The following is a 12,766-nucleotide window of genomic DNA, read 5'->3' as shown; positions in this document are numbered from 1 at the left end:
TGTCCTTGCGCGGCCTGGAAGCTCCGCAAGAATTGATCCGAAGGGCCACCCCTTCGCCTCCGTTATCCGCAGACCGGCCACCCGGCGCTTTGCGTTGCCGGAAACGGCCCCGCATGTTCAGCGAAAGGCCGATCCATGCCGAGACCCGACACGGCCGCGCCCGAAGGCCCGCACGCATCGCCGTCCCGCGCGATCCTGCCGCTTCGCGCGCTTCAGGCGACGTCGGAGGCCGTCCTGAAGGTCGAGAAGGTCGCGCTCGGCGCCCTGATGACGCTTCTCTTCGCGCTGATCCTCGTCAATGTCGTCACCCGCTACGCCCGCGTGCCGCTCTACGGCAACGACGAGGCCTCGATCTTCGCCATGGTCTGGCTGACCTTCGTCGGCGCGTCTTGCATGACGCGTCTGCGGATGGACTTTTCGGTGACCCTCCTCACCGATTTCATGAAGCCGGCCATGGCGAAGACCTTCAAGGCGGGTGCCACGCTCCTCGTGCTCGGCTTCTCGCTGGCGCTCGCCGCCATGTGCTGGCTGTGGCTCGATCCGATCGGCATCGCACGGGCCGGTTTCGATGCCGAGACCTATGCGGGCGAGAGCTTCAACTTCCTCTACACCGAACGCACCCAGACGCTGGAATGGCCGACCGTCCTCGTCATGAGCATCGTGCCGATCTTCGCGCTCACCACGATCCTGCACGGCGCGACCAATCTCGCCGAGGATCTCGGCCTTCTGCCGCGGCCGCAGCGCCCGGCCCTCGATGCCGGCCAGGGAGTGAACTGATGGTCACCGGCGGCGCCTTCCTCTTCCTCATGCTCGTCGGCGTGCCGATCAGCATCTGCCTGTGCCTGGCCTCGATCGCCTTCATCTGGGACTCGGGAAACCCGCTCCTCTTCCAGTCCTTCGTTCCGCAGATCTTCAGCGGCGTCGACAATTACGGCCTGATCTCGATCCCGCTCTTCATCCTCATCGGCGAGGTGATGAACGGGGGCGGCATCACGCGGCGCATCGTCGGCATGGCCATGGCCATCGTCGGGCGGCTGAAGGGCGGGCTGGCCTACGTCAACCTTCTAGCCAACATGTTCATCTCCTCCATCCTCGGCTCGGCGACGGCGCAGGTCGCCATCATGGCCAAGGTCATGGTGCCGGAGATGGAGCGGCAGGGTTACGACCGCACCTTCGCCGCCGGCCTCACCGCCTATGCCGGCATGCTGGGGCCCATCATCCCGCCCTCGATCATGTTCGTGATCTATTCGGTGATGGCGCAGGTGCCCGTCAGCGACATGCTGATGGCCGGCCTCGTGCCCGGCGTGATCCTGACGCTCCTCTTCTGCGCCGTCATCGCGGTCATGGGCATCTGGCAGAACTATCCGCGCGGCGAGGCGCTGGACTGGCGCAGGCGCCTGCGCATCGTCGTCGACGCCGCGCCGACCCTGACCATCCCCGCCGTCATCGTCGGCTCCATCCTGACGGGGCTCGCCAACGCCACGGAGGCCGCGGCCGTCGGCACGCTCGCGGCCATCCTCGTCGGCCGCTTCTGGACGAAGCAGCTGAAACTCTCCGACCTGCCGGCCATGATGGTGCGCTCGGGCATCTATTCGGCCGTGGTGCTCTTCCTGGTGGCCGCAGCGGCCGTCTTCTCCTGGGTGCTCGTCTACGGCCGCGTGCCGCAGGCCGTCGCCGAGTGGGTGCAGACCGTCGCCAGCGATCCGATCACCTTCATGCTTCTCGTCAACGTCATCCTGCTCGTCATCGGCACGGTGATCGACGGGGCGCCGGGCCTCATCATGACGGTGCCGATCCTGCTGCCGATCGCCACCGAGGTCTACGGCATCGACCCCATCCATTTCGGCGTCGTGGCCGTCGTCAATCTCGTGCTCGGCTTCCTCTCGCCGCCCGTGGGCCTGTGCTTCTTCGTGGCCTCGGCCGTCACCGGGGCCAAGGTGGGGCGGATGTTCGTCGTCACCCTGCCCTTCTTCTTCGCCGCCTGCCTTCTCCTCATACTCCTGTCGATCTTCCCTTCGCTGTCCCTCTTCCTCGCTCGCTGAACCCGAAAGGCCCCTGACCATGACCCTTCTCCTCTCCCGCCGCGCCCTCCTGCGCTCGGCCGCCGGCGCGGCGGCCCTCGGCCTCGCCGCACCCGTCGTCGCGCGTGCCCAGGAAAAGCGCGACCTGCGCCTCGGCATCATCACGCCGAACGGCCATCCCTGGAACCTCGCCGCCGCCAAGGTGGCCGACCAGCTCAAGGCGCAGACCGACGGCCGTCTCTCGATGACGATCTTCCCCTCGGGCCAGCTCGGCAACGAGGCGGCCATGCTGCAGCAGATGCAGTCGGGCGCGCTCGATCTCGGCTGGATCATGACGGCGGAGCTGGGCTCGCGCATTCCCTCCATCGCCGCGATCAACGCGCCCTGGATCGTCGATTCCACCGCCAAGGTCGCCAAGCTCGTCCGCGATCCGCTGGCGCTCGACATGCTGAAGGTCCTGCCGAAGGAAACCGGCACGATCGGCCTCGCCTACGGTATCACCACGATGCGCGTCGTCTTCTCGGCCAAGCCCATCGAGGGGCTGAGCGACCTCAACGGTATGAAGCTGCGCATCAACACCACGCCCGCCTATCGCGACTTCTACGGCCTTCTCGGCGCGACGCCGACGCCGATCCCGACCCCGGCCGTGTTCGACGCCATGTCCAACGGGCAGGTCGACGGGCTGGAAGCCGATCTCGATTTCTCCTGGAACCAGCGCTTCGACAAGGTCTCCAAGACCATGCTGCGCATGAACGCCATCTTCATGCCCTGCGTCGCCCTCGCCTCGGGACGCGCCTGGCAGACGCTGGATCCGGCCGATCGCGAACTGCTGACGAAACTGACCGGCGAGGCGCTCTCGGCCCAGATCGACGAGACCGTCGTCAACGAGCCCAAGCTCGTCGAGAGCTTCACCGCGGCCGGCATTCCCATCAAGACCGTGGAAGTCGCGGACGCCGAGGCGATCATCGCCAAATACGACGCGATCTGGCAGCCCAAGGCCCCCGTGCTCGCAGATCTGCGCAAGCTCGGCGCGACGCTCTGACATCGCCGCCTCCCGGCCGTCCCGGCCGAGAGGCGCCCGCAAACGCAAACGGGGCCGGACCTTGCGGTCCGACCCCGTTCGTCGATGGGCCTGCTCTTGTGGTGCTTAGAGGCGCGCGGCGGCGATGACCGGCTTCGGACGGCCGACGAGACCGCCGACGGCGCCGACCACGAGGCCGAGGAGCATGGCGACGAAGCCGCCGAAGGCACCCGTGGAGACCGCGTTGGCAGCCTTGTCGGCCGCTTCGCGGGCCTGGGCCACCGCCTGGTCGTACTGCGCCTGGAACTGGCTCAGGCGCTGTTCGGCCTCCTGCTGCGAGATGCCGGCCTGCTGCGAGATGACCTGCACGGCGGCCTGACGCTCCTCGGGGGTCGCGCCCTCGCCGAGACCGGCGACGATCTCGCGCAGAGCCGTCGAGAGGTCCTGCTCGCCCGTCGCCTGACGGGCGTCGTTGGCCGCCTCGTTCGCCTGCTGCTGCACTTCGCCGGCCGCCTGCTGGGCCTGCTGGGTGCCGCGCTGCAGGAGCTGCTCGGCCTGGCCGCGAAGGCCGGCCGGGAGTTCGCCGAGCGAGTTCGGCACGATCGCCTGCGCGGCGCTCGAGATGCCCTGGATCGACGAGCCGAGGACGCCGAAGGCGCTGCCGACGACGGCCGAGATGCCGCTGGTAAGCAGATAGACGATGAGGAGCGTGGACGTCGCCCAGGTCACGACGCCATGCAACAGCGAATCGGACTTTTCCGGGCTGCCGGCGAGGCGGGCGGCCGTGAAGGCGCCGACGAAGATGCCGATCAGCACGACCGCGAGGGCCCAGATGCCGCTCGAGGAGGCCAGCGTGGCCGCCGTGGGCGTCTCGCCGCCATTGGGATCGATCGTCGCGAGACCGATGCCGAGGCCCAGAAGGCCCAGCATGAACTGGACGGTCAGCGCCAGGAGGACGCCGGCAATGATGGCGCCCCAGGAAATGCGGCGGATGTCGCCGCCTGCCACGACGGCGCGGTCGCGAATGATCTCAGCCATGAATACTCCTCTGCGCCGCAAGGCGGACGCTCAACACACGTGGGGACAGGTTCCCGCACGGGTAAGCCTGCCTTTGCCGAGCCCGAAACACCGCCGCCCCGGTTGGGTTCCACGATTCCGCCTGAATCTTTGGCGTTACGCCCAACCCTTGGGCTGCGACCGTCGACACCGTGGCCGCGGCGCAACAGGGTCCGCCTCCCCACGGGAATGGACGGATGCGGGTTTGCGCGCGATAGAGAGGGCCGTGTCGTCCCCCGCCCCCAGCCCGGCCCGAGACTTGCCGCCCGTCGCCCTCCTGCGCCGGCTCGCCGCCTCGTTCGTCGTCTCCGATCCCGGACTGACGCGGCTGCGCATGGCCGCGCGCACGGTGCTGACGCTGGCGGCGGTCGTCCTGTCGCTCGTGATCGTCCATCCCGTCCTGCCTCTGCCGGTGGCGGCCTACGGCGTGGCGATGACGACCGCGCTCCAGGGCGCGCTGCAGATCCGCGACGCGACACGGCGCGCGCGTCTCGTGACGCGCGCCTGGTGCGCGCTGGCCGGCTTCGCGAGCGTCGCCCTCGCCTCGCTGCTCGCCGCCACCGCCTTCACGCATCCCGTCTTTCTCGGCATCGTCTTCCTCGCGGTCTGGGCCCGCCGCTTCGGCCAGCGCTGGAACGCGGCCGGCATGTACGGCTTCATGTGCTACTTCATCGGCGCCTACCTGCACCCGGCGGTCGCCGATCTCGGCGCCATCGCGCTCGCCATCGTCCTCTCCGCGATCGTCGCCCATCTCGTGCGCAACCATGTGCTGCCCGAAGACCCCGAGCGCGATTTCCGCGTGGCGCTGGTGGCGGTCGATGCCAACCGCCGGGCCTTCGAGGCGGCGATGCGCCGGCTGGAGCGCGCGTCGCCGCCGGGCAAGGACCGGCCGTCGCGCCGGGAGGCGGCGCGGGCGGAAGAGCGGCTGAAGGACGCGATCCTCACCGCCGAGGGCCTGCTGCCGGGCGAGGCCGGCACGCCGCAGGCCGACGCCCTGCGCCGCGAGATGGTGGTCGCTCTCTTCGATCTGCAGCTGGCGGCCGAGGCCCGCTTCTTCGCCGGCGCGCCCGACGTCGGCGGGCAAGGAGACGACGCGCCGGAGCGCCATCGCGAGGCGGCCGCCCGCCGCCTGGACGAGGCGGCGATGCGGGTGGCGGAAGCGGCCCGCACGCTGCCGGCCGGCGCCTTCGAAGGCTCGCCGGGCGCGGCCCCGGCGCGCGGGCCGACCAAGGGCGCCGGGCTTCTCGCCGACCCGGCGCTGCGCCTCGCGATCCAGGTGACGCTCGCCGCCGCCATCGCCATGGCCGGCGGGCTGGTCCTGTCGCCGACGCGCTGGTTCTGGGCGATCCTCACCGCCTTCCTCGTCTTCACCAACGCGCAGTCGCGCGGCGACACGATGCAGCGCGGGCTCGGACGGGCCGCCGGCACGCTGGCCGGCATCACCGTCGGCATGGGCCTCGCCACGCTTCTGGGCGGCGCGCTCGCCCCGTCCGTCGCGCTCATCGCCATTTTCGTCTTCGTCGCCTTCTACCTCCTGCAGGTCTCCTACGCGGCGATGACCTTCTTCATGACGCTCGCGATCTCCGTCCTCTACGGACTGATCGGCCAGTTCACGCCCGCTCTCCTCGTCCTGCGGCTGGAGGAGACCGTGATCGGCGCGGCGGCGGGCATCTTCATCGCCTTCGTGGTCTTTCCCCGCACCACGGGCACCGTCATCGACGAGGCGGTGGCCGCCTTTCTCGACGCGTTCGACGAGCTTCTGGCCGCCGCGATCGAGCGGGTGGAGGACCGGCGCCGGCACGGGCTGATCCGCCTTTCGCGCGGGCTCGACCGGCGCTATCTCGATCTGGCCGTCGCGGCGCGCCCGCTCGGCGGTGACTGGCAGCTCGTGCGCAAGCCCGGACGCGTGCGCACCGCCCTCATCCGCTTCCGCAGCGCCGCCTATTGGGCGCATGTCCTGGCGCGCGGCCTCGGGCGCGCGCGGATCGAGCCCGAGGACCGGCCGGCGCTACGGGCCGAGATCGAGGCGCTGCGCGCGCGCATCGCGACGCTTCGCACCCGGCGCGACGCCTTCTTCGGCACGGCCATCCGCAGCCTGGACGAGACGCCGCGTCCCGATCCCGACCGGCTGGAGATGGGCGAGAGCCGCGACGACCCGCGCTTCGCCCTGGCCGTCATCGCCCGCATCCTCGATCGCTCCGTTCCGGAGGCGGAAGCCGGACCCCAGCCCGGGACGGGCGTGCCGACGGCGGACGCGGGGGTCTGACGGACGAGGCCCCCTTCCCGGAGGGACCGCCGTTTCTATTCTTTCCGACGGGTGGCACCGCAACGAACCGTGCCCGGCCGGCAGCGGCACGGGCGAGGGAGTGAGACGTGTCGCGCTCGTCGTCCAACACCCGCCTGCGGACCCTTGTCCTGATCGTCGCCGCCGGCCTCGGCTTCGGGACGCCGGCCGGCGCCGCGCAGAGCCGCATCGCGCTCGCCGACATCTACTATCTCGACACGTCGGGCGAGCCGGGCGAACGCACGGCCGAACACGCCGCACGCACCAAGCTCTTCCAGAGCGTTCTCGGCGAGGAACTGGAAAGGGACGGCGCCTTCGCGGTCGAGCCGCTGGCCTGCGGCAGGCCGGACTGTTCGATCGGCGCGATCAGCGTGGAGGACGCGGTGGAAGCGGCGCGCAGGAGCGGAGCGGACTACGTCCTTCTCGGCGCCATCCAGAAGATCTCGACGCTGATCGGCACCGGCCGCATCGACGTGATCGAGATCGCCACGAAGCAGGACGTCGTCAGCCGCGTCCTCTCCTTCCGGGGCGACACGGACGACGCCTTTCGGCGGGCCGCCGAATTCGCGGCGCGCTCGGTCGCCGGGGCGGGACTGGGCCGCGGGAAGGCCTCGCCGGACGCCGTAACCCCGGCGCCGAAACCCTGAAGCGGCAGGCTGCACGACGCCCCGCCGGACTGGCGCGGCGCCATCTCGACAGACCGGCCCCGCTCTGCTAAGGGCGTGCGCGAATTCGGGACGTCAGTCGCGTCCCGGCCGTCCGACGTCGTCGCACGGACCCTCGAACGCGCAAGACACGGATCTCACAGGTGCAAGTACTCGTCCGCGACAACAATGTCGACCAGGCGCTGCGCGCCCTCAAGAAGAAGCTGCAGCGCGAAGGCGTGTTCCGCGAGATGAAGATGCGGAACCACTACGAGAAGCCGTCCGAGAGGCGGGTGCGCGAGAAGGCCGAGGCCGTGCGCCGCGCCCGCAAGCTGGCCCGCAAGCAGGCGCAGCGCGAGGGCCTGATCGCCGGCGGCCGCGCCGCCTGACGGTCCCCTCTGCCAGGCGGCCGCACGATGCGGCTGCCGCCACGATCCGAGCGCGCGCGGCAAGGACGCCCCGCGCGCTTTTTCGTCTGCGCAGTCCCTGCGACGGCCGAGCGCGGGCGTTGCGGAAACGACGCGGGGCGCCAAGTTTGGCGGCCTATCGCGCCTGCGACGGATTTCGCGTGGTGCTGCGATGCTTTAGGTGTTTCCAAGCCGCTGCACGGCGTGGGGCCCGGGACGGTCCTGTCATGACGGATCGCCGGTGCCGCCCCGCTATCGACGCGCCACGCCGCGCCGGCCCGTGAACCGAACTGAAGCGACTGGGAGATCGACCCGCCGATGCCGCATCCTGCGACCGTCCTCGTGCCCGCCAAGCCGGCCGGCCGGCCTCTTCCGCGCCCGGTGCTCGCCCTCACGCTCGGCCTCGTCGCCATGCTCGGCGCCTGCCAGACGGGGCCGGAACTGGCCGCCATCCAGTCGATCTCGCTGGATCGCAACCAGGGCTCCCAGCAGAATCTCGCCTCGCTGAACCAGGCGGTCGCCGCCAACCCGCAGGACGCCGAGGCGCTGAACGTGCGCGGCACGGCCAACGGGCGGTCCGGCAACTATCAGGCGGCCATCGCCGACTTCACCCGCGCCATCGAGATCGACCCGAACTTCTATCAGGCCTATGCCAATCGCGCGCTCGTCTGGCGCCAGACGGACCAGCCGCTGAAAGCGGTGGAGGACTACAACCGCGCCCTCCAGATCAACCCGAACTACGATTCGGCCTATATCGGCCGCGGCAATGTCTACCGCCTCGCCGGCCGCAACCGCGAGGCGCTGACCGACTTCCAGCGCGCCATCGACCTCAACACGACGGACCCGCGCGCCTTCCACAATCGCGGCCTGCTCTACCAGCTCGACGGCCAGCACAAGCAGGCGATCGAGGATTTCTCGATGGCCATCTCGCTGCAGTCGACGGCCGCCGAGCCCTATTCCGGCCGCGGCGTCTCCTATCTCGCGCTCGGCGACGAGGAGAATGCCTTCACCGACTTCAACACCGCGCTGAAGCTCGACGGCACCAAGGCCGAGTACTGGACGAACCAGGCAATCGTCTACGAGCGCCAGGGCGACCGCGCCAAGGCCTCGAAATCCTACGCGCGCGCCGCCCAGCTCGACCCGAACTACCAGCCGGCCAAGGACGGACTGGCGCGCACGCGCGGCGCGGCCTGACGTCTCCCGCCTGCGCTGCGGGCACGGCGCCCGGACGCGCAGGCCGCACCTTGCCGATCCTTCACGGAACCGGAGCGGCGTCCCGGCGGTTTTTCCGTCGGAACGTCATGCCCGTCAGAAGGATGTCCTCCATGAAAACCCTTCCCTCCCTCGCCTTCGCCCTCCTCGCCGCCCTGCCGCTCGGGATGAGCGAGGCCAGGGCCGCGACCTCCGTCGGCGTGCTCGGCTGCCACGGCGACGGCACGATCGGCCTCGTCCTCGGCTCGCGCGAGAAGCTGGTCTGCGAATTCACGCCCTATGGCGGCGGCCCGGTCGAACTCTACACCGCCCAGCTCGACACGGTCGGCATCGACCTCGGCGCCACCGGCCGCACGGCGATGACCTGGGCGGTCGTCTCCGTGAACGGCCGCCAGTATCAGCCGACGGCGCTCGGCGGCACCTATGTCGGCGCCAGCGCGGACGCGTCGGCGATCGTGGGCGGCGGCGGCAGCATCCTCGTCGGCGGCGACCTGTCGAGCTTCTCGCTCCAGCCGCTCAGCGTGCGGGCGCAGGAAGGCATCAACGCGGCGGTCGGCGTCTCGCGCTTCACACTGACGCCCGCCGTGGCGAGCGCCGCGCCGGTCGCGCCCGCCGGTGTCGCGCTCAGCCCCGCCGGCAACGTGCCGCTGGCCCCGCCCTCCTACTGAGCGGCCGCCTCATCGCCCTTGCCGAAACGAAGACGCCCGCCGCGTGACCACGGCGGGCGTCTTCGTTTCGCGAGATCGGCCGCTCGTCAGTGCGCCATGGCCTTGACGATGTCCTCGACCATCTTCTTGGCGTCGGCGAAGAGCATCATCGTGTTGTCCTTGTAGAACAAGGTGTTGTCGATGCCGGCATAGCCGGAGCCGAGCGAGCGCTTGATGAAGAGGCAGGTCTGCGCCTGATCGACGTTGAGGATCGGCATGCCGTAGATCGGCGAGGAGGGATCGTCGCGCGCGGCCGGGTTCGTCACGTCGTTGGCGCCGATGACGAAGGCGACGTCGGTCTGGGCGAACTCGGAATTGATGTCCTCCAGCTCGAACACGTCGTCATAGGGCACGTTGGCTTCGGCCAGGAGCACGTTCATGTGCCCGGGCATGCGCCCGGCGACCGGGTGGATGGCGTATTTCACCTCCACGCCCTCCTTCTTCAACGTGTCGGCCATCTCGCGCAGCGCGTGCTGGGCCTGCGCCACGGCCATGCCGTAGCCCGGCACGATGATGACGCGGCCGGCATTCTTCATCAGGTAGGCCGCATCCTCCGCCGAGCCCTGCTTGACGGTGCGCTCGACCCCGTCGTCGGCGCCCGCCGGCCCGCTCTCCCCGCCGAACCCGCCGAGGATGACGGAGACGAAGGAGCGGTTCATGCCCTTGCACATGATGTAGGAGAGGATCGCGCCGGAGGAGCCGACGAGCGCGCCGGTGATGATGAGCGCGAGATTCTGCAGCGTGAAGCCGATGCCGGCGGCCGCCCAGCCCGAATAGGAGTTCAGCATCGAGACGACGACAGGCATGTCCGCCCCGCCGATCGGCACGATGAGGAGGACGCCGAGGGCGAGCGCCACGAGGACGATCATCCAGAACATCACGTGGCTCTGGGTGACCGCGAAGCCGATCACCAGCGCGACGAGCAGGATGCCGAGCGCGATGTTGATGAGATGGCGCGAGGGCAGCATGATCGGCTTGCCGCTCATGCGCCCGTCGAGTTTCAGGAAGGCGATGATCGAGCCGGTGAAGGTGATCGCGCCGATGGCGACGCCGATCGACATCTCGACCAGCGCCTGCCCGTGGATGTCGTCCACCGTGCCGATGCCGATGGCTTCGGGCGCGTAGAGCGCGGCGGCCGCCACCATGACCGCGGCGAGGCCGACGAGCGAGTGGAAGGCGGCCACGAGCTGGGGCATCGCCGTCATCGGGATGCGCTTGGCGATGTAGGCGCCGGCCCCGCCGCCGATGGCGATGCCGAGGACGATCAGCACCAGCCCGCCGAAGGACGGCGCGGCGAGGAAGAGCGTCGTCAGGATGGCGAGGCCCATGCCCACCATGCCGTAGACATTGCCCCGCCGCGAGGTGGTCGGATGCGAGAGGCCGCGCAGCGCCAGGATGAACAGGACGCCCGAGACGAGATAGAGGAAGGCTGCGAAACTCGGCGACATCGGATCAGCGATCCTTCTTCTTGTACATCGCCAGCATGCGCTGCGTGACGAGGAAGCCGCCGAAGATGTTCACCGAGGCGAGGATGAGCGCCAGGAAGCCGAAGGCCGTGGCCGCGAAGGAGGCGGAGATGCCGACCGCAAGGATCGCGCCGACGATGATGACCGAGGAGATCGCGTTCGTCACCGACATCAGCGGCGTGTGGAGCGCCGGCGTCACCGACCAGACGACATAGTAGCCGACGAAGATGGCGAGCGCGAAGATCGCGAGATGGAAGACGAAGGGATCGATGCCCGTGGCCGCGTGCACCGTGCCGGCGACGCCGTCGGCAAGGCCCGAACCCATGAGCTGCTCGACGCCCGCGCGCGCGTCGCGCACGGCGGCGCCCGCCTCGTTGAGGTTGCGCAGCGTGTCCTGAAGGATCTCGGTCGCCATCATGCGCCTCCCGCGGCCGGCTGGCCGGCGAAGTTCGGATGCACGACGGCTCCGTCGCGCGTGAGAAGGGTCGCCTTCACCAGCGGATCCTCGAAGTCGATCCGGAGGGCCTTGGTCTCCTTGTCGATCATCGTCTCGAGGAAGGCCGAGAGATTGCGCGCGTAGAGGAGCGAGGCGGAGGCCGCGATGCGACCGGAGACGTTGAGATGGCCGACCACCTTGGCGGGACCGACGGAGACGACCTTGCCGGGCTCGGCGCCCTCGACATTGCCGCCGCGCTCGACCGCCAGATCGACGAGGACGGAACCGGGCTTCATGGCGTCGATCATCGCGCGCGTGACGAGGCGCGGGGCGGGCCGGCCGGGGATGAGCGCGGTCGTGATGACGACGTCCTGCTTGGCGATGTGGCTGGCCACGAGTTCGGCCTGCTTGGCCTTGTAGGCGGCCGACATCTCCTTGGCGTAGCCGCCGGCGGTCTCGGCCTGCCGGAACTCGTCGTCCTCGACGGCGACGAACTTGGCGCCGAGCGATTCCACCTGCTCCTTGGAGGCGGGGCGCACGTCCGTGGCGGTGACGACGGCGCCGAGGCGCCGCGCGGTCGCGATGGCCTGGAGGCCCGCGACGCCCGCGCCCATCACGAAGACGCGCGCGGCCGGCACGGTGCCGGCCGCCGTCATCATCATCGGGAAGGCGCGGTCGAATTCGGAGGCGGCGTCAAGCACGGCCTGATAGCCGGCGAGATTGGCCTGGCTGGACAGGACGTCCATGACCTGCGCGCGGGTGATGCGCGGCATCAGCTCCATCGCGAAGGCGAGGATGCCGGCCTCGGCCATGGCCTTCAGCGCGTCCTCGTTGCCATAGGGGTCCATGATGGCGAGGACGATCGCCCCGCGCCTGTAGCCGGACATTTCCTCGGCGGTCGGACGGCGCACCTTGAGAACGACATCGGCGGAGGAGGCGTCGGCCGAGATCGTGGCGCCGACGGCCTCGTAGGCGGCGTCGGGAATGCGCGAGCCCTCGCCCGCCCCCGGCTCCACCGCGACGCTCGCGCCCGCGGCCAGCAATCGCTTGACCGTATCGGGCGAGGCGGCGACGCGCGTCTCATCTCCCACCCGTTCCCGCGGAACGAAGATCTGCATCCTGTGCCCCTCCCAAGGTCCGGCGGTCCCCGTCCGCCGACGTCTGCGGCAGGGGTACCCGAAGCCCCCTGCCCGCCCTCACCCGGTCAGGCGAGGAAATAGGCCGCCGCGAGGGCGACGAAGAAGGTCGCGAAGCCGCCGATGAAGCCGCCGCCGGCCATGAGGCCGACCATCATGCCCAGCAGGATCGCGATGACGGCGATCGTGCCCCATTTCGTGGCGACGAGGAACATCGAGTAGGTCTTCTCGTGTTCCGGATAGTCCATCTGCGCGCGCACGGATGTCTCGTATGTCGGATCGGCCACGATGCGTCTCCCCTTCCTCTGGAATGCCCTTGGCGCAGATACACGAAACGCGCTCGCGCTGGCAATGGCGGCCCATTCCGGCAGGCCCG

General features: G+C 69.8%; 13 protein-coding genes. 8 read left to right on the top strand and 5 right to left on the bottom strand.

All coding sequences use genetic code 11. The features are described 5' to 3' along the window. Positions 1–135: 135 nt before the first annotated feature. The 3 genes from ASG48_RS06080 to ASG48_RS06070 are packed head-to-tail and all read left to right on the top strand — an operon-like array spanning position 136 to position 3,063. The gene (locus ASG48_RS06080; RefSeq protein WP_082529276.1) at positions 136–777 is read left to right on the top strand and encodes a TRAP transporter small permease subunit; all 642 of its coding nucleotides are present in this window, start codon (positions 136–138) and stop codon (positions 775–777) included. Then, positions 777–2,042, top strand: a complete 1,266-nt coding sequence (locus ASG48_RS06075) for a TRAP transporter large permease (protein WP_055846724.1) — start codon at positions 777–779, stop codon at positions 2,040–2,042. Before ASG48_RS06080 ends, ASG48_RS06075 begins: the two co-directional genes overlap by 1 nt. Before the next feature lie 19 nt (positions 2,043–2,061). Further along, a complete protein-coding gene (locus ASG48_RS06070; RefSeq protein ID WP_055846720.1) occupies positions 2,062–3,063 on the top strand; it encodes a TRAP transporter substrate-binding protein in 1,002 nt (333 codons plus the stop codon). A 105-nt stretch (positions 3,064–3,168) separates the two neighbouring features. On the opposite strand, the gene ASG48_RS06065 is transcribed toward ASG48_RS06070, so the two are convergent. Further along, complete coding sequence (locus ASG48_RS06065; protein ID WP_055846717.1) at positions 3,169–4,080, bottom strand: hypothetical protein; 912 nt, start codon at positions 4,078–4,080, stop codon at positions 3,169–3,171. A gap of 277 nt (positions 4,081–4,357) precedes the next feature. Between ASG48_RS06065 and ASG48_RS06060 the strand changes: the two genes are divergently transcribed. From ASG48_RS06060 to ASG48_RS06040, 5 genes are all read left to right on the top strand, one after another. Then, positions 4,358–6,364 (top strand): FUSC family protein, encoded by a 2,007-nt coding sequence (locus ASG48_RS06060; protein ID WP_055846714.1) that lies wholly within the window; start codon positions 4,358–4,360, stop codon positions 6,362–6,364. A gap of 107 nt (positions 6,365–6,471) precedes the next feature. Further along, entirely contained in the window at positions 6,472–7,029 is a 558-nt protein-coding gene (locus ASG48_RS06055; protein ID WP_055846711.1) for a DUF2380 domain-containing protein, read from the top strand. 161 nt (positions 7,030–7,190) lie between these two features. Then, on the top strand, positions 7,191–7,415 hold the full coding sequence (gene rpsU / locus ASG48_RS06050; protein WP_055846708.1) for a 30S ribosomal protein S21: 225 nt from the start codon (positions 7,191–7,193) through the stop codon (positions 7,413–7,415). A gap of 336 nt (positions 7,416–7,751) precedes the next feature. After that, positions 7,752–8,627, top strand: a complete 876-nt coding sequence (locus ASG48_RS06045) for a tetratricopeptide repeat protein (RefSeq protein ID WP_082529275.1) — start codon at positions 7,752–7,754, stop codon at positions 8,625–8,627. A 131-nt stretch (positions 8,628–8,758) separates the two neighbouring features. Further along, positions 8,759–9,313 carry a DUF992 domain-containing protein gene (locus ASG48_RS06040; protein WP_055846706.1) on the top strand — a complete coding sequence of 185 codons (555 nt, stop codon included), beginning with the start codon at positions 8,759–8,761 and terminating at the stop codon, positions 9,311–9,313. Positions 9,314–9,399: 86 nt separating this feature from the next. Here the strand turns inward: ASG48_RS06040 and ASG48_RS06035 are convergent, their stop codons facing one another. The 4 genes from ASG48_RS06035 to ASG48_RS06020 form a co-directional block, all read right to left on the bottom strand. Further along, positions 9,400–10,800, bottom strand: a complete 1,401-nt coding sequence (locus tag ASG48_RS06035; protein WP_055846703.1) for an NAD(P)(+) transhydrogenase (Re/Si-specific) subunit beta — start codon at positions 10,798–10,800, stop codon at positions 9,400–9,402. 4 nt (positions 10,801–10,804) lie between these two features. After that, positions 10,805–11,233: a proton-translocating transhydrogenase family protein gene (locus ASG48_RS06030; protein WP_055846701.1), complete on the bottom strand. Its 429-nt coding sequence runs from the start codon at positions 11,231–11,233 to the stop codon at positions 10,805–10,807. Next, a complete protein-coding gene (locus ASG48_RS06025; protein WP_055846698.1) occupies positions 11,233–12,372 on the bottom strand; it encodes a Re/Si-specific NAD(P)(+) transhydrogenase subunit alpha in 1,140 nt (379 codons plus the stop codon). The genes ASG48_RS06030 and ASG48_RS06025 overlap by 1 nt, the downstream gene beginning before the upstream one ends. Before the next feature lie 86 nt (positions 12,373–12,458). After that, entirely contained in the window at positions 12,459–12,677 is a 219-nt protein-coding gene (locus tag ASG48_RS06020) for an aa3-type cytochrome c oxidase subunit IV (RefSeq protein ID WP_348271119.1), read from the bottom strand. Positions 12,678–12,766: the final 89 nt, after the last annotated feature.

Source organism: Aurantimonas sp. Leaf443, assembly GCF_001425575.1.
In the GTDB taxonomy this organism is placed as follows: Bacteria; Pseudomonadota; Alphaproteobacteria; order Rhizobiales; family Rhizobiaceae; genus Leaf443.
The sequence above is the reverse complement of the archived record's forward strand: the minus strand, read 5'-3'. Positions and strand labels throughout refer to the sequence as shown.